General features: G+C 46.2%; 19 protein-coding genes. 5 read left to right on the plus strand and 14 right to left on the minus strand.

Going from position 1 to position 18,674, the window contains the following annotated elements; all coding sequences use genetic code 11:
* Positions 1-170 precede the first annotated feature (170 nt).
* Positions 171-1,281 (minus strand): peptide chain release factor 2 gene (gene prfB / locus SPI9445_RS0109125; RefSeq protein WP_164674497.1). Its coding sequence is split into 2 segments (ribosomal slippage): positions 171-1,208 and positions 1,210-1,281, totalling 1,110 coding nucleotides; the frame shifts between segments, so codons are not numbered across the junction.
* 549 nt (positions 1,282-1,830) lie between these two features.
* Here prfB and SPI9445_RS0109130 point away from each other — a divergent pair.
* Positions 1,831-2,292 carry a DUF29 domain-containing protein gene (locus SPI9445_RS0109130; RefSeq protein ID WP_017304435.1) on the plus strand — a complete coding sequence of 154 codons (462 nt, stop codon included), beginning with the start codon at positions 1,831-1,833 and terminating at the stop codon, positions 2,290-2,292.
* Positions 2,293-2,544: 252 nt separating this feature from the next.
* Here the strand turns inward: SPI9445_RS0109130 and SPI9445_RS0109135 are convergent, their stop codons facing one another.
* The 4 genes from SPI9445_RS0109135 to SPI9445_RS0109150 all read right to left on the minus strand — a co-directional run bounded on the left by SPI9445_RS0109135 (position 2,545) and on the right by SPI9445_RS0109150 (position 4,177).
* Entirely contained in the window at positions 2,545-3,222 is a 678-nt protein-coding gene (locus tag SPI9445_RS0109135; protein WP_017304436.1) for a hypothetical protein, read from the minus strand.
* A gap of 17 nt (positions 3,223-3,239) precedes the next feature.
* Entirely contained in the window at positions 3,240-3,449 is a 210-nt protein-coding gene (locus tag SPI9445_RS0109140; RefSeq protein WP_017304437.1) for a hypothetical protein, read from the minus strand.
* Positions 3,449-3,787, minus strand: coding sequence for a hypothetical protein (locus SPI9445_RS0109145; protein ID WP_017304438.1), 339 nt, complete (start codon positions 3,785-3,787; stop codon positions 3,449-3,451). The genes SPI9445_RS0109140 and SPI9445_RS0109145 overlap by 1 nt, the downstream gene beginning before the upstream one ends.
* 192 nt (positions 3,788-3,979) lie before the next feature.
* Positions 3,980-4,177: a hypothetical protein gene (locus tag SPI9445_RS0109150; protein WP_017304439.1), complete on the minus strand. Its 198-nt coding sequence runs from the start codon at positions 4,175-4,177 to the stop codon at positions 3,980-3,982.
* 255 nt (positions 4,178-4,432) lie between these two features.
* On the opposite strand from SPI9445_RS0109150, the gene SPI9445_RS0109155 reads away from it, so the two are divergent.
* The gene (locus SPI9445_RS0109155; protein WP_017304440.1) at positions 4,433-4,966 is read left to right on the plus strand and encodes a helix-turn-helix domain-containing protein; all 534 of its coding nucleotides are present in this window, start codon (positions 4,433-4,435) and stop codon (positions 4,964-4,966) included.
* 123 nt (positions 4,967-5,089) lie between these two features.
* A complete protein-coding gene (locus SPI9445_RS0109160) occupies positions 5,090-5,641 on the plus strand; it encodes a Uma2 family endonuclease (protein WP_017304441.1) in 552 nt (183 codons plus the stop codon).
* A gap of 79 nt (positions 5,642-5,720) precedes the next feature.
* On the opposite strand, the gene ftsY is transcribed toward SPI9445_RS0109160, so the two are convergent.
* On the minus strand, positions 5,721-7,541 hold the full coding sequence (gene ftsY, locus SPI9445_RS0109165; protein WP_017304442.1) for a signal recognition particle-docking protein FtsY: 1,821 nt from the start codon (positions 7,539-7,541) through the stop codon (positions 5,721-5,723).
* Between the two features lie 281 nt (positions 7,542-7,822).
* Between ftsY and SPI9445_RS0109170 the strand changes: the two genes are divergently transcribed.
* Positions 7,823-9,259 (plus strand): TonB family protein, encoded by a 1,437-nt coding sequence (locus tag SPI9445_RS0109170; protein ID WP_017304443.1) that lies wholly within the window; start codon positions 7,823-7,825, stop codon positions 9,257-9,259.
* A gap of 335 nt (positions 9,260-9,594) precedes the next feature.
* Here the strand turns inward: SPI9445_RS0109170 and thrS are convergent, their stop codons facing one another.
* The 8 genes from thrS to SPI9445_RS0109205 all read right to left on the minus strand — a co-directional run bounded on the left by thrS (position 9,595) and on the right by SPI9445_RS0109205 (position 14,579).
* On the minus strand, positions 9,595-11,424 hold the full coding sequence (gene thrS, locus SPI9445_RS0109175) for a threonine--tRNA ligase (RefSeq protein WP_017304444.1): 1,830 nt from the start codon (positions 11,422-11,424) through the stop codon (positions 9,595-9,597).
* A 208-nt stretch (positions 11,425-11,632) separates the two neighbouring features.
* Positions 11,633-11,752, minus strand: coding sequence for a photosystem II reaction center protein J (locus SPI9445_RS0109180; RefSeq protein ID WP_017304445.1), 120 nt, complete (start codon positions 11,750-11,752; stop codon positions 11,633-11,635).
* A 49-nt stretch (positions 11,753-11,801) separates the two neighbouring features.
* On the minus strand, positions 11,802-11,924 hold the full coding sequence (locus tag SPI9445_RS28400; RefSeq protein WP_071525273.1) for a photosystem II reaction center protein PsbL: 123 nt from the start codon (positions 11,922-11,924) through the stop codon (positions 11,802-11,804).
* A gap of 115 nt (positions 11,925-12,039) precedes the next feature.
* The gene (gene psbF / locus SPI9445_RS0109185) at positions 12,040-12,174 is read right to left on the minus strand and encodes a cytochrome b559 subunit beta (protein WP_017304446.1); all 135 of its coding nucleotides are present in this window, start codon (positions 12,172-12,174) and stop codon (positions 12,040-12,042) included.
* Between the two features lie 28 nt (positions 12,175-12,202).
* A complete protein-coding gene (gene psbE, locus SPI9445_RS0109190; RefSeq protein WP_017304447.1) occupies positions 12,203-12,451 on the minus strand; it encodes a cytochrome b559 subunit alpha in 249 nt (82 codons plus the stop codon).
* A 180-nt stretch (positions 12,452-12,631) separates the two neighbouring features.
* Complete coding sequence (locus SPI9445_RS0109195; protein ID WP_017304448.1) at positions 12,632-13,645, minus strand: photosynthesis system II assembly factor Ycf48; 1,014 nt, start codon at positions 13,643-13,645, stop codon at positions 12,632-12,634.
* Between the two features lie 65 nt (positions 13,646-13,710).
* Entirely contained in the window at positions 13,711-14,058 is a 348-nt protein-coding gene (locus SPI9445_RS0109200; RefSeq protein WP_017304449.1) for a rubredoxin, read from the minus strand.
* A 293-nt stretch (positions 14,059-14,351) separates the two neighbouring features.
* Positions 14,352-14,579, minus strand: a complete 228-nt coding sequence (locus tag SPI9445_RS0109205; RefSeq protein ID WP_017304450.1) for a hypothetical protein — start codon at positions 14,577-14,579, stop codon at positions 14,352-14,354.
* Positions 14,580-15,383: 804 nt separating this feature from the next.
* Between SPI9445_RS0109205 and SPI9445_RS27495 the strand changes: the two genes are divergently transcribed.
* Positions 15,384-18,476 carry an EAL domain-containing protein gene (locus SPI9445_RS27495; RefSeq protein WP_017304451.1) on the plus strand — a complete coding sequence of 1,031 codons (3,093 nt, stop codon included), beginning with the start codon at positions 15,384-15,386 and terminating at the stop codon, positions 18,474-18,476.
* The last annotated feature ends 198 nt before the right edge of the window (positions 18,477-18,674 follow it).

Raw genomic sequence — 18,674 nt, forward strand, 5'->3', positions numbered from 1 at the left:
CGCCAAGGTATTCTAACCTATTTAACGTAAACTTATCGTAATAATTGTTTCTGTTTGTAAAGGAAAACCATAAAAAAATGTAATCGCTCATCGTGAGGTCTGACCCCCTCCCCCCACCCCGAGGAAGGAGATCAGACTGATCTAGAGACGTTCAGGCACACCATTCTGGGTTAGACTAACTGGGTTTCCTGTCGCAGATAAGCCTCAATAAAAGGATCGAGCGCTCCATTCATTACGTCATCAATGGCGGTGGTTTCTTCAGTGGTGCGTAAATCCTTGACCATTTGGTAGGGGTGGAACACATAGTTCCGAATCTGATTCCCCCAAGCGGCCTCGACGATATCCCCACGAATTTGGGCGATTTCCTGAGCGCGTTGTTCTTGGGCAATGACCAATAATTTCGCTTTCAGGAGTGCCATTGCCTTCTCTTTGTTTTGCAATTGCGATCGCTCTTGAGTACAACGAACCGCTATTCCCGTGGGGACATGAACAATGCGCACAGCCGTTTCCACCTTGTTCACATTCTGCCCCCCTTTCCCCCCAGAGCGCGATGTGGTAATTTCTAAATCCTGTTCAGGAATCTCCACATTGAGACTAGACTCCTCCAAAGCAGGCATCACATCCACCCCAGCAAAACTGGTCTGGCGTTTCCCATTCGCATTAAACGGGGAAATTCTCACTAAACGATGGGTGCCCTTTTCAGCCTTTAAGTAACCATAGGCATAGCGCCCGGTAAATTCCAAAGTAGCGGATTTAATTCCCGCCTCGTCCCCCTCGGATAATTCGGCTAAATTCACCTTATAGCCTTGTTTTTCCCCCCAACGGGTATACATTCGCAGCAACATTTCCGCCCAATCCTGGGCATCAGTTCCCCCAGCACCCGCATTAATCGTTAAAACCGCCCCTTCTTTATCGTATTCCCCAGAGAGCAGTTGCTGGAGTTCCCAACTGTCCAAAGCTTTATTCAGTTGGGAGAGATTCGTTTCCGCTTCCGTTAAAAGACTCTCATCCTGTTCGACTTCGAGCAGTTCGGCGATCGCTTCTGTATCTTCCAACTGCTGTTTCCATTGATAATACTGCTCTAAAGCCCCCTTCACTTCCGTTAACCTCTGTAAGGTTTTCTGGGCCGTAGTCTGATCATCCCAAAAGTCCGGTTGTGCGGATATTTGTTCTAAGTCCTGAATCTTAGCTTGTAGTGCAGGCAGGTCAAAGATAGTCCTGGGCTTTACCCAGGCGGATGGTGAGCAGTTCAATCTCGCGTTTTAGTTCTGTCAGTTCCATGAATTATTCCAGATAATCGTTGATCTTGAAAGGAGCGAACTTTCTAGGGCTAAGTTGGTTGTTTTTTTACAGCCCAGATTACTGGTAACTGTTTTAACAATTAGTCTATCACTAGAAAAACTACATTGACATCCTCTTGCGCTAAACCTTTCTCGACTTCCCTCAATAGGCAAAGAAAAAGGGGCAAAAGGGTATATGTTGAGTCTGATAGATCAATCCACAACAGTATACACTTTTTGCCCATTACGCCAATTTGCTTATCTGATAGGCAAAACTGGCTAGTTCCTCAACAAAATCAACTCTCTCTGCATCTAGGTCATCAGCATTTTTGCTGCTTTTCTCCCTAAGACCTCAGAGAAATGATTAATGTTCCCACGAAGTTTAAAAAATTCGGGCATCCCTTCCCTTCACCGCGAAACCCCGCGCTGTACCCGTAGAGTCAGCGTCGGGAGGATGTCAGGATGCCGAGGATGCCCACCCAAAACCAATGAGCGCAGCGAACCCACCTAGAATCGGTTATCCTGTTAGCAGGTCTTTCACTAGAATCCCATGATTTATGAACAAGACTTTCACCTCTGGTTAGAAGACACAATCCAGAAGCTCACTCATCATCAATTTTCAGAACTTGATATAGAACATTTAATTGCGGAACTTCAAGACTTGGGAAAGTCAGATAAAAACGCCTTAGAAAGCAACTTAATGATCTTGTTAGCCCATCTGCTTAAATTAACCATTCAAGCAGACGCACCACAGATGATAAAAGGCAGTTGGTACAGTTCTGTTGATGAACACCGACAGCGTGTTTTAAGTCAATTGGTTGAGATTCCCTCCTTAAAATCTTATCTAGAAACGGCGCTTATTAAAGCTTATCCTCGTTCTCGCAAGTTAGCGATTAAAGAGGGCAAACGGGCAAGTTTTGGCATCAGAATTCCGGCCGAGTCGGAATATCCTGATGATTGTCCTTTCCCTCTAGATGCGATTTTATCCGAGGATTTCTATGGGGGCGCGTGAGAGTTGAAAAGCCAGCCTCTTGGCTCTTGCCTGTTCCCTGTTCCCTTGTTAATTCTAAGGTTTTGTTTTTTCAGCAGACCTAGATAAAACCTACCCAAACTTACGGATTAACAGCAGATCAACTCGATCAACTGCGGCTATAGTATGAATAGCCACCAAGCAATTCAGAAGCTCACCCATCATCAATTTTCAAAACTTGATATAGAACATTTAACTGCCCCACCTGAGTTTCACCCTTACTCTCTATAAGTTTTAGCTAGGCATGACGTATAAATATCCATTTTGAATGTTTTTTTTACTGGAATTTTTTGTATATCTGGCTAAATAATTTCGGATCTCAAGTGCTTCCATTATACCGGAAACCCACACACTAGCATCGTCAGAAATAAAATTTTCTGGATTCATCTGAGATGATGACTTTTGTATGTACCCTATTAATTCCCTACAAAACTGAGTCAGTGCTTCTGAATTTAAGTTCTTGACTTGGCAATAATAAACCTTTCCAGATAAACCTTTTAAAGGAGATACTGATTGCGCAGTGGCTTGACTTTCATCGTTTACAGCATTATGACTATTGCTATTCTCATCAGTGTTTATCTCTTGAGTTTTATCGCCTATAGTTTCACTAATTTTAGCATTTTCATCAGTATTTTTCTTTTGATTTTCATCACCTAAAGCCTCATTGATCTTGGGATCTTCATCAACTTTAATGTCCTTCTTTTGAATTGCTGTTTGTTGTGTAACTTTCTTCTTAGAAAGTGTCTCAATCAAACCTTTCTCTTCAAATGTTATCAGTAATTTTTCAAAAATATTGACGACTTCAGGCACTGATATACGAATAGGCTTTTCATCAAATCCATCTGGATCATAAATAACCTGATTGCCATCTCGTTTGAGTTCTTGGAATGAAAAATTCAAGTAATAACCCATAAAATAGATAAAATAGCTTAAGGTCTGCTGTCCGTAGTAACAATTGTAATTTTCTCATTATCATATGAATCAACTGCTTCAGATACTGTCCTTGCCGCAGAACGGCATCGAACAATAATTTCACTTGCATCTGGCACAGCGCGAGTTTTAGCCCCTACAATCTGATCTAAATCAGGACGAGTGAGATGGCGGTCTTTAAATTCTAGTGCAATTTCTTTTTTTGCCATTAGTAATCACCTTTAATTAAAATATTTCTGATCCGCGTAGCTACATTTTTCGCACCTTGTTCCGTGGGCGTAATAATACGAATCACACAATCAATACCACCATCTGGACCAAAACGCTGATCTATCGTATCGGGTGTCAGCGTCGCACCATATACGTCAGTAAATTCAACGCTTTCAAATCCTTCTAGCCTTTTCATAAGTCCTTTAAGCTCATCATGCTCAAATGTGTAGCCTCTTTCACTGGGAGTAATGTTGTTTTTAGGTTTTATCTTCTCTACGGGGTTAAACGTGAGTACATTGCTAACGTTTTTAAACCATCCAACCACGAGATCGAACATCGCATTTCACGTCCTTAGTAACTGAATAAGAAATCTACCTTCTTGGTGTTTCAAAAATTGAACAAAGCATTTAGAATAGAGCAATGACTATCATCCTAAGTGTGGTGCGTTATGGCGGACTTAAAGATTGCGGATTTTTGCTGAAAGATTATAACCGCCCCACGCACCCTACTCTACTTGGCATGAGCTAACTCACTTTTTAAAAAGTAAGCCCAAAATGGATAATGGAACTGTAACTACTGCCCAAACTATGAAAATAACCACAGCACCTATTCCAGCACCAGCAGCATAAGCATCACTGGATTCGACCATGCTAGGATCTAATTCGCCCATACTAGCAAAAAGCCAGATAACACACAAAATTGTCCACAGGATTACAATAATTTTCATAGCCAACTTCTCCTTATCGTTAATTTGGCGACCTGTGAGGGTTACGAATATATGCAGTTTGGGATAAACTCAGTAAGCCCGATCCCTTACCTGATCTCTATTGTCATCTGGCACATAAAAAATTGACAAGTCTGAAAAGGACGGATAAAGACTGATCTAGACGGGACTTTTCTAAAAAAAATATTAAGCGGTCGGATAATGGCGGATAATAGCAGATAATAGCGGTTATGAACTCAGAGAAGTCATCATAGAGTTATGGACTGGGAAACTGTGTTGCAGTCGATTGATCAGTTAGTTTTTAAACAAACTAGGAAACATCTTGATAGTCTGCAAGTAGAAATTTTGAAGGGGGTGCTTAATGGTCAAAAGTATCCTGAAATTGCCCAAAAATATAAATGCAGCAAGGGTCATGTAAAAGATGAGGCTTACAAGCTCTGGCAGTTGCTGTCCAAAAGTTTTGGGGAAGATATCAATAAGTCAAATTTTTGCGCAGTGGTTGAACGGTTAGGAATTGCTAACTCTCACTCTCAGTTATTTAATGCAGTTCAAATTGGAAATATTAATCTTTGTCCTACTTCAGAACTTCCAAAATTAGATAATAGGGATGAAGGGGATCAAAGCTTTAATAAAAACGATATACAAGCCAGTGAATATACTTCATTTGATCGGCTTTTATATGAAACAAAATTAACCAGTTTATCTAAATTAATTGAACTGGGTTTAAGTGCAGAACAAATTGCAGAAGTGCTAGATTTGCCCTTAGATGAAGTACGGGAGGCTATGGAATAGATATATACCGAGTCTCAATCGGTTTTGGTAGGGGGAATTTATGAACGGCTTCTACGTTATAGGATGCCTATGGGCTGGATTAACCACTATAGTATGAATAGCCACCAAGGAGGGTTAAGAACTATGACCATATCTTTAGCCAAATGGACGATAGAAGACTATCATCAAATGGTTGAAACGGGCTTACTCGAAGATCGCCCGGTGGAACTACTCAAAGGAGAAATTGTCGAAATGTCCCCGGAAGGTGAACCTCATGCTTATTTCAGCACGGAAGCGGGAGACTATTTAAGCCGTTTATTAGGAGAACGCGCTTTAGTCCGTCCAGCTAAACCCATCACCCTACCCAACCACTCGGAACCAGAACCCGATATTGCCATTGTGCAACGGTTGGGTCAAGAATATCTGACCCACCATCCCTATCCTGAAAATATTTTTTGGCTGATAGAATATGCCAATACCAGTTTACAAAAAGACTCCGGCTTAAAATACCGGATCTATGCAGAAGCGGGAATTCCTGAATATTGGTTAGTTAACTTAAAACGTCGGGAACTGATTATATTTCGGCATCCCCAAGGGGGAGAATATGCCTCCAAAATGACCCTAACGGCAGGAGAAATTACCCCCCTAGCTTTTGAGGATCTCAAAATTCCCGTAGCTGCCTTGATTGGTGAGTAATAGAGTGTATCAGGATGGCAGTGGGGAGAATTTATGATTCTCCCGACTTAACCCATCTGATGAGGTTTGATGCTCCCTCCTAATCACTCAAGAGGGCCTCGACAAACTCGTAACTAGAGAAAGGCCGTAAATCCTCAATCCCCTCCCCAGCACCCACAAAACGAATGGGTAAATGTAACTGTTGCGCTACGGCTAAAGCTACACCGCCCTTAGCACTACTATCCAATTTTGTCAAGACTACCCCACTTAATTGGGCGGCTTCGGAGAAAACTTGGGCTTGACGGAGGCCGTTTTGTCCTAATGTGGCATCTAACACCAGCAGGGATTCAATCTTAGCATCGGGGGCTTTTTTGTCGATAATGCGGCGGATTTTAGCCAGTTCCTCCATTAGGTTTTTCTTGTTCTGTAAGCGTCCGGCCGTGTCTACGAGCAGTAATTCCGCCCGACGGGATTGGGCGGCGGTGATGGCATCAAAGACTACGGCAGCCGGGTCGGTGTTTTTACCGGGGTTGGCAATGACGGGAGTATTAGACCGTTCTCCCCAGACTTTCACCTGTTCTACGGCCGCAGCGCGGAATGTGTCGGCGGCGGCAATCAGGCAGGAGTAACCGGATTTTTGGGCGAGGTGGGCTAGTTTGCCGATGGTGGTGGTTTTCCCGGCCCCATTGACTCCGGTCATTAACCAGATGTTGAGGATATCTTTTTCGGGGACAAACAGTTCATTTTGTTGGTCTGCGAGGGGGCGTTCTAGGATATCACAGAGGATTTTTTTCAAGTAGGCGATCGCCTGTTCCGGAGGTAAGGCCTCCTCCCGCAGCTTATTCTGGAGGGTTTCGATAATATAATCCGTCGCCTCTACTCCCACATCGGCCTGTAATAACAAGGCCTCAATTTCCATCACCGCATCTTCATTGAGGGGGCCTTGTCCCACAATGGCTTTCAGTTGATTAACCAAACTGCGCCGGGTTTTCCCCAGTCCTTCCCGCAGTCGTTTTAACCAGGTGATCTCTTCGGCGGAAATATCCTCCGGTTGTCGTCCTTGTTCCGCTAAGACTCGCGCTGACCACATGAAATCCTCATCAAAGGGGATGTCGCCCTCTGGGGCTGTCGGGGCAACGGTTTCCGGTTCGGGGGTTTCTATGGCGGTGGCTTTTAAGCGTTCCAAAGCATCGGATTTTTTCAGCCAAGCGGGAACGGTAACGGGGGGTTCGGGTTCTCCTTCGTGGGCATCTGTTACCAGTTCCTCATCTTCCTCTGCCACAATAGCGGCCGGGGTGAGTTCGGGTTCTTCTACAGGTTCTTCTAGAACAGTTTCTGCAACAGGTTCAGGGGCTTCTACAGGCTCTTCTGGAACAGTTTCTGCAACAGGTTCAGGGGCTTCTACAGGCTCTTCTGGAACAGTTTCTGCAACAGGTTCAGGGGCTTCTACAGGTTCTTCTAGAACAGCTTCTGCAACAGGTTCAGGGGCTTCTACAGGTTCTTCTAGAACAGCTTCTGCAACAGGTTCGGGGGCTTCTACAGGTTCTTCTAGAACAGTTTCTGCGAGGGGTTCGGGGGCTTCAGCCACAGGTTCTAATTCTTCCTCGTGGCTTTCGGTTTCTAACTCCTCTAACTCCGTTGCAACCGTTTCCTCTGCTTCGGGGGGAGTCTCTTCCTTCGCTTCCGGGGGTTCTTCCGTTACGGCTTGGCGCTTTTGGATGTTTTGATAAGCGGCCTTGGCCCACTGAAGATAATCTTCATGGGAGGTTGTGGTATCAGAAGACTCGCTGGATTCTTGGGCTTGTTCTTCAACGGGGGGTTGTTCAGAGGTGGGGGGAGTTTCTGGGGGTTGTTCTTGTTTATTGCGTTGGCGTGGCTCTCCGTGGGAATCGCCAAATTTCCGATTAAACCAGTTAAACATAGTAAGTTATCAATAGGATGAGAATTAATCCCCCAACCCCTCAAAGAAAGCTGGGAAAATGTAGCTTTCATCTTATTTTAATGGAAGGGGGAACAGTTACGACAGGCTGAACTCCTCGGAGGACAGAGGCAGTCAGCAGGCTGCCGCTACTCTACTGGATATAAAACAAGGAAGCCCCACGCTAGAATTGATCTATTTGCGCATTAAGATCATCTAAACCAGATCCGCCCTCTACCTTTAACCCTAGAGTCATTTACAGTAATCTTTAATTTTTTAAGACGATGAGCCTAAATATTACCCAAACCCTAATCGTCACCCTGCGTCATCCTACAACCATCGCCGCTTTAAGCTCTGTGAGTTTACACGCCATGGTCGGTGTGGCTTTGCCGAATTTACCCATGTTTGCCCCGCCCTCCGAAGATGCGCCCTATCATCGTAATGTTCAGGTCATTGAGTTAACCCCCGATGAAATTGGCCGTCTTCCCGATCTCTCCCCGCCCCCCTTAGAACTGCCTGAAATCCCCACCGCCCTTGTACCGGGTCGCCCCAATATTCCCACCCTTGAGGACTTGCCCTTACCGGAAGTGACTAGCCCAGTCTTGCCCCCGCCACCAGGCGGCACCTCTACCCCTAGACTACCCTCCGGTCAACGGGCTTACTCCTTCCCGGTTAATCCCCCTTCTGGCACGGTACAACGCAAACTCCCGGCGACTCCTCCGGCTCCGGTGGGTCGTTCTAGTACCCCACCCCCACCCCCCCAAACCACGGCTAAAGTCCCCACCCCAAGGGATCGGGAAAATTATCTCTTCCAAATTGATGAATCTGCCCAGGCGTTTCGGATTCGACCTCTCGAAGAAGTTGGCAATCCTGCCCGCTTATTACCGGGGGCTCCAAGGTCGGAGGAGGGGGAGGAGGAAAGTCCTACAGACTCCCCCCGTCCGCCTGAAAGCCGTTCCGTAGCGGCACGTCCGGGTAATGTCCGAGCCACCAGTCAAAATGAAGGTGCGCCTCCTCTCAGTCCTGAACAAGTGGCGACGCTACAACGTCAACAGGCTTTTAATCAACGACTGGCTGAACAACGGAATCTCCAACGGCGAACGGATCAAAATACGACCAATCAAGAAGCGGAGCGGAACTATGCGGCTTGGCGCAATAATGTGAGTCAAGGACAAGGGACTCCCCAAAGTCGCACTATTCGGGGGAATTATCCGGCGGATGCTTGTTTAAGACGAATGGAAGGTACGGCGGTTTATGGTTTGGTGGTTCAACCTGATGGGTCTTTGTCTAATGTGCAACAGCTTCGCAGTGCGGGTTATGCTCTATTGGATCAACAAGCGCGATCGCAAGTGACCCGTTTAGGTTTACCGCGAGGAGAACAACCCACCCCCTACCGGATCAGCATTCAGTTCACCTATGACCCCCAACGCTGTCCTACGCTCTCTGTACCGGACTCGGAGAGTGTACGCAATCAACCCCAAATTCCCCAAGCGGCCCCTTCTCCCTCCCCCCAACCCAAACCGAAACCTAGTCCTCGTCCGACGGCTTCTCCTTCTCCCTCTCCTTCTCCCTCTCCTTCTCCCTCTCCTTCTCCCTCTCCTTCTCCCTCTCCTTCTCCCTCTCCCTCTCCTTCTCCTTCTCCTGAACCAGAATCCCGTCCCAGTCCCTCAGAGTCTCCAGAGGATTCTAGGGAGGATGAACTGGCGACTCCTGAAGATTAAAGCCCTAGATGGGGCTTGCTGAATCAGGAGACAGGGGGGAGGGGGAGCAGGGGAGCAGGGGAGCAGGGGAGAATTGATAATTAGGGTCTGCTGAATAACACGCCTATGCTAGGCTCAACAAGGGAACAGGGAACTCTTAACAGGGAACAGATCATTTAAAACTGGCACGATTGCCTATTCCCGACTCCCGACTCCCGACTCCCGACTCCCGATTCCCCAACTCTCGGACTTATTCAGCAAGCCCTAATTATTCCCTATTCCCGACTCCCTAGGGCGCAAGCATTGCGCCCCTACACCGATTCCCGACTCCCGACTCCCGACTCCCAACTCCCTAGTTAGAAGTTTTCGTGCTGGGCGATCGCACCCTGAACCTTCTCCAACACCTCCGACACCGCCATAGACCCTAAATCCCCACTCGCCCGAGTGCGAATACTCAAGGTCTGGCTTTCTACCTCCTTCGCCCCGACAATGGCCATCACAGGCACTTTCTGCTTTTCTGCATTGCGGATCATCTTGGCCAGTCGTTCGCCGCTATAGTCCACCTCAGCCCGCAATCCGGCCGCTTTGAGTTGCCCACAGACCTGATCGGCATAAGTCCGAAACTCATCGCTCACCGACAGTAAGCGCACCTGCACCGGAGCCAACCAGAGGGGGAAATCTCCCGCATACTCTTCAATTAAAATCCCGATTAACCGTTCCAAGGAACCAAAGGGCGCACGGTGAATCATCACGGGGCGCTGGCGGGTGCCATCTTCGGCCACATACTCCAAATCAAAGCGCTGGGGTAGATTATAGTCCACCTGCACCGTCCCTAACTGCCATTCCCGTTCTAAAGCGTCTTGGAAAATAAAATCCAATTTAGGGCCATAAAACGCCGCCTCACCGGGGGCCTCAAAATGATCCATCCCTAAATGTTGCACCGCATGACGGATAGCATTTTCGGCCTTATTCCAAATCTCATCAGAACCCATGTATTTATCAGAAGCGGGATCACGGAAACTCAAACGGGCTTGAAAGTTCTTCAACTGCAAACTCTTAAACACCGTGAGAATTAAATCCACCACATTGAGAAACTCTGATTCGAGTTGATCGGGAGTGACAAACAAATGGGAGTCATCTTGGGTAAAACCGCGCACCCGAGTTAATCCCCCCAGTTCCCCCGATTGTTCGTAACGGTAGACGGTGCCAAATTCCGCGAAACGCAGGGGTAAATCCCGATAGGAACGCAACTGACTTTTATAAATCTGCACATGGAAGGGGCAGTTCATGGGTTTTAACACAAAACCCTGTTCTAACTCTGCCGATTCTGTATCCTCGGCCATCATGGGGAACATATCCTCGCGGTAGTTTTGCCAATGTCCCGAGGTTTTGAATAAGTCTACTTTGGCAATATGGGGGGTGACGACTTGTTGATAGCCCCGTTTGACTTGTTCTTCCCGCAGGAAGTTTTCCAAAAGGGAACGGATGATCGTCCCTTTGGGGGTCCAAAGGGGTAAACCGGGGCCAACGGGATCGGCGAAAATAAATAATCCTAATTCTTTCCCTAACTTGCGGTGATCTCGTTTGAGGGCTTCTTCCTTGCGGCGCTTATATTCGGCCAGTTGTTCGGGGGTTTCCCAAGCGGTGGCATAAATACGCTGGAGTTGTTGGCGGTTTTCATCCCCGCGCCAATAGGCCCCGGCAATGGATTCTAGTGCGATCGCCTTGGGATTCAATTCCTCTGTCGTCTCCACATGAGGCCCCGCACAGAGATCCCACCACTGATCCCCCAAATGATAGAGGGTGATGGGGTCTTGTTTAATAATCTCGTTGAGGATTTCTAACTTGTACGGTTCTTGAATCTCTTGGATACGACGTTCTGCTTCTTCCCGCGTCACTTCTTCCCGAATCACGGGCAGTTTTTTACGGATAATTTTATCCATCTCTTTCTTGATGGCCTTTAAGTCCTTCTCCGTAAAGGGTTCGGGATTGTCAAAGTCATAATAAAACCCCGTTTCTGTCCAAGGGCCAATCGTTACCTGTGCCTTGGGGAATAGTTTTTGGACAGCCATTGCCATCACATGGGAAGCAGTGTGGCGAATTCGTTTGAGGTTTTCCGATTCACTGGTGCGGGGTAAACGAATGGCTTCTGGGTTTTCGGCGCTAGGCATCGATTGTTTAACCATGCTCCTCTTCAATAGGACAAAAAAATAATATCTGGACTCTTTTCTATGATAACGGTTGGGATGAACAGGATATCGGGAAAAATCCTCAATGGTTGACGGTTTGGGCGGTACGGTTGCCCAAAACGAATCCCCCCACCTGCTAGAAGTGAGGGGAATTCTTGCTCCCATTTCGTCAACTGGGTTAACTAGGTGTGCAGGGAAAGAACTTCTAGAGAGAAGAACCTACCCCAGCATAAGCACCGTAGAAAAAGATGCCAACCACTGCAATTACACCTAAACCTGCAATCACAGCAACCAGCCATAAAGGAATACGCCCATCTGCAAACATTTCTTCAATACCTCACTAATGGTTCCCAATACGGTTTACACAAGCTGATCTAGTTAAAGAAATAACTAGAGAACAAAATGCCCAACACAAAAATCAACAGTAAACCCAGGAACAAAGAAGTCCGGTTTAACTCAACAGGCTGTCTATTTGGATTTGGCGTTCTTTCCATGATTTTAACCTCTGTTTGTCGCGTTTTTTTATCGCGTTTTTTTCATTTGCTGATTTCCTTTATTTCCCTGATGTTGATAACATCAAGGAATAGGCGAAAATCACTAAGCCTAAATAAATTAGCGTTGAATAAACTGCATGGCCGCGATCGCACCTAAAAAGAAAACGGTGGGAACTGCCAAGGTATGAACCGCCAACCAACGGACGGTAAAAATGGGATAGGAAACAGGTTGATTCGGGTTGTTACTGGTCATTTTGATATCCTCTCAAATTAAAAACCGCTTACTTGCCGGAGAATTCTTGAACTTGTTGTTTTGCACTATAACGGTCAGAAATAATGGGTAATTCCTGACGATCTTGGGTGAAATACTCGTTAGGGCGAGGGGTGCCAAAAGCGTCATAGGCTAAACCTGTGCTAACGAATAGCCACCCAGCAATAAATAACATGGGGATGGTAATGCTGTGAATCACCCAGTAACGAATACTGGTGACAATATCAGAAAAGGGGCGTTCTCCTGTTGTACCTGCCATGAATGAATCTCCTGAACAAATGTTTAATGTCTAAATGATGTCATTTTACTGTACATTGTGACAGACCCTGTGCCAAAATGATACAGTTTTTCTCCGGCTTGACTGAGTAAAATTACTCCCTGGTCTTGAGGTCTTTGGGCGGTTATGAGATGAAATCAAAGCCCCGGAGAAAGAACAAGATTAAGCGTTTTCTAGGTCGGGTTCATAGCGCAGCAGGATTCCGCGATCGCCTAAAATAAAGCCCTTGTCTTGTCCCATAAACAGGATTTTATACAAGTTGGTAGGGACACTTTCCACCGCCCGGTCTTTTTGCCAGCTTTCCCCCCCATCCTCACTGACTAGGAGGTTGCCACTGCCACCAGATACCCAAATTTCCTCTGGAGTGCGGTAGGCAACATCTAATAAACCCCAACTGGTGGAGAATTCGGGATAAATCACCTCATCCCAAGGGCTTTCCTCGTCCTCGGCATTGGGGTTACTAAATTGGATTTGTCCCCCCCGCGCCAAGAGCCACTGTCGCCCATCGGCCCCGAAACCCATGTTTTGTAAACGGTGGGAACTGGTGCGTTGATGGGGTTGCCAAGCGGTTTCTCCGGGTTCCCAAGTGGAATAGAAGTTCCCTTTGGCGGAAACGGCAATATAGGATCCATCAGGCGATCGCTCCATATTCCGAACAACACCCACCGCCTCCTGTACCAAGGCTTTCCAGTTTTTGGCTCCGTCCTTGGTGAGATAAATCGCCCCCACATCCGTAGCCATTTCCGCTTGATTGCGACCTAAAGCGAAAATCTTATAAGGAGAACCGGGTAACTTGCTACTTAAGGGGATCCGATCCCAAGAGTTGCCCCCGTTAGTGGTGTGTAAGAGAATGGAGGGTTTCCCCACAATCCACCCTTCTTGACCAAAAAAACTAACCGAGGTAAAACTAACTTTTTCCTCGCCTAGGTCAAAAGTTCGTTCCTCCCATGTTTCGCCCCCATCTTGGGTTTCAAACAAAGTCGTTCGACTACCCACCAACCAGCCATGATTGCCGTCATCAGTAAAGGCAATATCCGACAGCACGGCATCTGTGGGCAGGTCAACCACCCGCCAAGGATTGTAACTTACATTAGGCACATTGCTACAGCCCGCCGCGAAGACCACCACGGCACAGAATATGAGAAATTGTTTGAGTTTCTTCACAAAAGAGTTCATCATACTCACTAAATAAATGAGGGTAGGCTTGTTGAGTTCGCCCCAAACTGGGGCTTCTCGGGGGTTTACCGTAAACCGTACAAGCTTAAAAAGAATAAAATCGCAACCCCCAACGCTCCAAAAATGAGCAGGTTTTTCTGTCCGGGGGTGAGACGGTTCACCCCAAAGCCATAGTCGAGATTTTCTTTAAAACCGGAGGGCGCACCAGAAGACCCAATATTGCGGAATTGAGTCCGTTTGGCACTACAAACGGGACAGCGCCAACCTGCCGGGAGGTCAACGAATTCTGTTCCGGGGTGAACACCCGCGTTGCTATCGCCTTTGCTTGGCTCGTACACATAGCCACAACTCAGGCACTCATAGCGAGGTGGTGCTTTCTCTGCTAGGGTTTGCTCTTGCGCTGGTTCGCTCATTACTTTTGCTGAAAGCAAATCTTAAAATCTTTATTACGAATTATCTCATAATTTGTCGGATTTGTGACATTTGGGGAGGTGGGGAACAGGGAATAGGTAAGAGGCAGGCAGGAGGGAACAGGGAACAGGGGGAGTTGGAACAAGACAAGCCTTTTGGATGCTTTATCTCTAAAATCTTGCACTTTTTCGCCATTTAAAAGGCTGAAAGCCTTATGAAACAAGGCTTAGAGCCATGTTCAGCAGCCCCTAAATAGGGTAGTCCACTGGGTATTGTTGATGAGCCATTTCCGGGATTAGACAAACTGTTTATCCGAATGGACGGGAAATAAAGCAACTGGATGTTTGGCGACGGAGACTTGAATCTTTTGGGCAATGCGCAACTGTCCTATGGGTTCAACTAGCAAACTGCGTGTTGCCAAAACAGCCTCGGCTACATCCTCTTTCCAACACCGGATATGTAGCACGCCCCACCGTCTAAAAACTTGACAATTTTCGAGGACTTTCAGTTGCTGTAACTCCATTGGGTTTTCGCGGTAGAAATCCCAAATTAGACGTGTCAGTTGTGACGGTCGCTTCATCATTCTGAACATTGCATCTACATGGCTTGACTTTTCTTCTTATATTGAACCCGATCTTTTAGCTAAACAAACTATCTTGACAAAAGAGTTAATGATAAGACCCACAATTTCACGGGTCATCGAATCCAGTGCAATCCCTTGTTTTGAGAGGCTTTGAAGCTATTTTGCCTTACTCCTTGATGTAACAATTTTGTTACTTTTGTTGATACTTTGAAATATTTCATGAATCTAACTAAGCCAGTCAAGGTATGGAAGAATACAGACTTTAAATCTAAACTTTTTATAAAAAAATAACCAAAGTCTCCAAAAATTCTTAAGTAACTCTGAATAAAATTTCCTTCAGTCAAACCTTTCTGGTTAAATGCAAAATGCAGGTTGAGCGCCAGAATTTCACCCTTTTTAAACGTCTTCAGTCTAAGGAGTGAAAGGCTATGGAGTCACTCTTGAAACACGGACTAGAATAACCAAAAGATTTAAGAACATGACGATAACAATTGTCCTTTTTTCCTTGCTTAAAGGTTAATGAACCTTTGGGTATTGGTATTTAATGATACAAATATCTTGTCCTAATTTACTTAGATTGGAGGAAGACTGGCAAGAGCAATAGCTTTTTCTTCACCTGTATCTTGGTTCTCTCAGTACAGTTCTCTCAATACAGAGTATTGAAATCCGGTGTTTCATCTACAATTGCCAATCCCTTGCCCTTGGCCTATACCCTTCCGCCCTTGTCATGCTCTATCAACAGCCATGTTTCCCCTTAATGTTACTCCCCTCCCCAAGACGGATTTGAAACTCCTTAATCTGATACAATCCCCGGTTTGGGTCATCCAGTTAGAACCGCTACAAGTATGGTGGAATCAAACCGCCCTAGAATTATTTGCTCAAGCTCCCTCCTCCTCAAACGCGATGGAGAATTTACCCTTTCCGACAGAACGTCTCCATCAATGTTGGGAACTGGGGCGACAGGGGAATGCTTCCCCGGTGGAGTTGATGGTATATGACCCCCATCATAAGCAGGTTTGGTCTTGTACGGCCTCTGTTGTGTCGTTAAACCCAGAGCATAAGGTTTTATTCATTCAAGGGGTGGCGGCCTTAGAAGAGCCGAGTACGAGTCAATCTCCTTCTTTGCTATCGTATCTAGCTACGAAGCAAATTATTCCTACGCGTCAGTCTGCCGGGCCTTTAGCTGAATTAGATCACCGCAATGCTCATTATCAATTGCTAGCGGATAATGGGGCGGATCTGATTTCTCGTCATCAACTCGATGGTCAATTAATTGAGATTTCCCCAGCCTGTTGGAATATTTTAGGCTATCGCGCTCAAGACGTAGTGGGAATGTCTCCCTACGAGTTGATTCACCCCCAAGATTATCAACGGGTGCGCAATGCTCATTTAGGGATGCTTGAGGAGTCTTTTCCCTTTAGTTTGGTCTATCGGATTCGCCATCAAGGGGGGCATTATGTGCGTTTGGAGACAAAAAGTCAGGTTTTGCGCGATCGCCGTACAGGCACTCCTCAAGAGATCATCGCCATTTCCCGCGACATTACCAGCGAAGCCATTAGTCAATCTCTCCTGACCCATCAAACCCACATTCTCGAAATGATTGCCACCAATCAGGATCTCCAAGAGATTCTAGACTATCTAATTCAGGTGATTGAATACCAATCCGAGGGCATGATTGGCTCCATTTTACTCTTAGATTTATCCCGTCAATCCTTTACTCACTGCATCGCTCCCAGTCTTCCCTCCACTTACCGTCAAGCCTTAGTAGGACTCCCCATTGGTCCCAATGTGGCCTCCTTTGGAGCCGCAGCCTATCTACAAAAAACTGTCATTGTCACCGATATTACGAAAGACCCACGCTGGCAGAGTTATGTACACCTTGCCCTCGCTCAAAACTTACAGAGTTGTTGGTCTAGCCCCGTTTTCTCCTCCCAAGGTCAAATACTCGGCACCTTTGCCCTCTACTACCCTCAACCTCAATTCCCCAGTACCGAAGATCAAAAATTAGTTGAATTAGCCCAAAATTTAGCCGGGATTGCCATAGAGCAACATCAGTCCCATGTTGCCCTCAAAGAAGCGGAATTCAAGTATCGCAGTATTTTTGAAAATATTACCCTAGGCATTTTCCAAACCACCCCCCAGGGTCAGTATATCAGCGCCAACCTTGCCCTCGCCAAAATCTATGGCTATGAGACTCCCGCTAGTTTAATTGAAGCCCTAACTAATATTGCTGATCAACTTTATGTCAATCCCCATCGTCGTCAAGACTTTACGGAATTACTCAAACAACATGATCTCGTCAGTAATTTTGAATCCCAAATCTATCGCCGGGATGGCAAAATTATCTGGATTTCCGAAGACACCCGAGCCGTCCGCAACGAGAATGGAGAACTTATCTATTATGAGGGAACCGTGCGAGATATTACCGCCCGTCGTTTAGCAGAAGAAAAACTGCTCTACAACGCCTTTCATGATGCTTTAACCACCTTACCGAATCGCACTTGTTTTTTACAGCGTGTAGAAACAACCATCCAACGGGCAAATTGCTATGAAAACCATGGTTGTATCACAACGGACAGTCGCGAAGCGTCTCGAAATGAGCAGCGCACCTTACCCTACCACTACGCCATTCTATTCCTTGACCTCGACCGTTTTAAAGTTATTAACGACAGCTTAGGTCATCTTTGTGGAGATCAACTCCTACAATATGCCGCCCAACGTCTCCGAGAATGTGTTCCCTCCCAGCATATTGTCGCCCGTCTCGGCGGGGATGAATTTGCCATCCTCCTTGATGACATCCCTAATTTAGAAGCAGCTATCCATATTGCGGAAAGTATTCAACGCCAGTTTAGCCACCCCTTTAACCTCAATAACTATCAAGTGTTCACTGGGGTTAGTCTAGGCATTGCCTTCAATTACCGCACCTACGAACACGCCGATCAAATCCTGCGAGATGCCGATGTGGCGATGTATCAAGCTAAAGCCAAAGGTCGGAATCGCTATGCGGTTTTTAATCCGGCCATGCAGATTAACACTCCAGAACGGTTACAACTTGAAAATGATCTACGGTGGGCGTTAGAACGGGATGAATTCTGTTTATATTACCAGCCGATTATTAATCTCAAAACTGGATATTTGCAAGGTTTTGAAGCCCTTGTGCGTTGGCAACATCCCCAAAAAGGGATGATCTCTCCCACTCAATTTATTCCCATTGCCGAGGAAACGGGTTTAATTCATCAACTGGGCTGGTGGGTTCTCCGTTCTGCCTGTTCTCAATTGCAAAAATGGCAACGATTTCTACAAAAAAACACGGATTATCCCCCTTTTCTAGGTTTGAATGTCAATCTCTCCCCTATTCAACTAGAACAAGCAGATTTAATTGAGCAGATTTATAATCTATTGATGTTAGTTGAAATTGACTATTCTGGCTTAAAATTAGAGATCACCGAAAGCTGTTTACTTAAGACAGCTGAGGCTCAAGCGAATCGACTTAAACAACTGAAAACTTTGGGAATTGGCCTGTGCATTGACGATTTTGGCACGGGGTATTCCTCCCTGAGTCGTTTACATGAGTTCCCCATTGATACGGTTAAAATTGACCGTTCTTTTGTCCAAGGGATGGGATCTCATTCTAGTCAAACGGAAATTGTGAAAACTATTGTTACGCTAGCGCATAGTTTAGGGATGAATTTAGTCGCAGAAGGGATAGAAACCCCAAAACAACTGGAGTATATTAAGGCATTAGGTTGTGAGTTTGCCCAAGGATATTTTTTCTCGAAACCTGTTGATGTGGAAACGGCGACTCGCTTGGTGCGCGGTTATCATCGTTATGAGTGAATGAGTGATGTAATGGGGGAAAGCCCGCGCTGTATCGCTTGCGGTCTGCGTTGGGAGGAAGTCACATAACAGAACGAATATCTCCCAAGATACAGTACAGAGTCTGTGCATTGTCGGCTATACTACGGAAGTTTATAAAGATTGCCGGGAAAACCCCATCCCCTTGTGGGTGGGGCAGTTGGCTCGACCTTAAGAATT

This window comes from Spirulina subsalsa PCC 9445, assembly GCF_000314005.1.
Taxonomy (GTDB): domain Bacteria; phylum Cyanobacteriota; class Cyanobacteriia; order Cyanobacteriales; family Spirulinaceae; genus Spirulina_A; species Spirulina_A subsalsa.

Bases quoted from the DNA above. Each gene is read 5' to 3' on its own strand.
- SPI9445_RS0109160 (WP_017304441.1), top strand. From the start codon at position 5,090: ATGACCATATCTTTAGCCAAATGGACGATAGAAGACTATCATCAAATG.
- ftsY (WP_017304442.1), bottom strand. From the start codon at position 7,541: ATGTTTAACTGGTTTAATCGGAAATTTGGCGATTCCCACGGAGAGCCA.
- SPI9445_RS0109155 (WP_017304440.1), top strand. From the start codon at position 4,433: ATGGACTGGGAAACTGTGTTGCAGTCGATTGATCAGTTAGTTTTTAAA.
- SPI9445_RS27495 (WP_017304451.1), top strand. From the start codon at position 15,384: ATGTTTCCCCTTAATGTTACTCCCCTCCCCAAGACGGATTTGAAACTC.
- SPI9445_RS0109140 (WP_017304437.1), bottom strand. From the start codon at position 3,449: ATGGCAAAAAAAGAAATTGCACTAGAATTTAAAGACCGCCATCTCACT.
- SPI9445_RS0109195 (WP_017304448.1), bottom strand. From the start codon at position 13,645: ATGAACTCTTTTGTGAAGAAACTCAAACAATTTCTCATATTCTGTGCC.
- SPI9445_RS0109130 (WP_017304435.1), top strand. From the start codon at position 1,831: ATGATTTATGAACAAGACTTTCACCTCTGGTTAGAAGACACAATCCAG.
- SPI9445_RS0109180 (WP_017304445.1), bottom strand. From the start codon at position 11,752: ATGTTTGCAGATGGGCGTATTCCTTTATGGCTGGTTGCTGTGATTGCA.
- SPI9445_RS0109150 (WP_017304439.1), bottom strand. From the start codon at position 4,177: ATGAAAATTATTGTAATCCTGTGGACAATTTTGTGTGTTATCTGGCTT.
- SPI9445_RS0109145 (WP_017304438.1), bottom strand. From the start codon at position 3,787: ATGTTCGATCTCGTGGTTGGATGGTTTAAAAACGTTAGCAATGTACTC.
- SPI9445_RS0109205 (WP_017304450.1), bottom strand. From the start codon at position 14,579: ATGGAGTTACAGCAACTGAAAGTCCTCGAAAATTGTCAAGTTTTTAGA.
- SPI9445_RS0109135 (WP_017304436.1), bottom strand. From the start codon at position 3,222: ATGGGTTATTACTTGAATTTTTCATTCCAAGAACTCAAACGAGATGGC.
- psbE (WP_017304447.1), bottom strand. From the start codon at position 12,451: ATGGCAGGTACAACAGGAGAACGCCCCTTTTCTGATATTGTCACCAGT.
- thrS (WP_017304444.1), bottom strand. From the start codon at position 11,424: ATGGTTAAACAATCGATGCCTAGCGCCGAAAACCCAGAAGCCATTCGT.
- SPI9445_RS0109170 (WP_017304443.1), top strand. From the start codon at position 7,823: ATGAGCCTAAATATTACCCAAACCCTAATCGTCACCCTGCGTCATCCT.
- psbF (WP_017304446.1), bottom strand. From the start codon at position 12,174: ATGACCAGTAACAACCCGAATCAACCTGTTTCCTATCCCATTTTTACC.
- SPI9445_RS0109200 (WP_017304449.1), bottom strand. From the start codon at position 14,058: ATGAGCGAACCAGCGCAAGAGCAAACCCTAGCAGAGAAAGCACCACCT.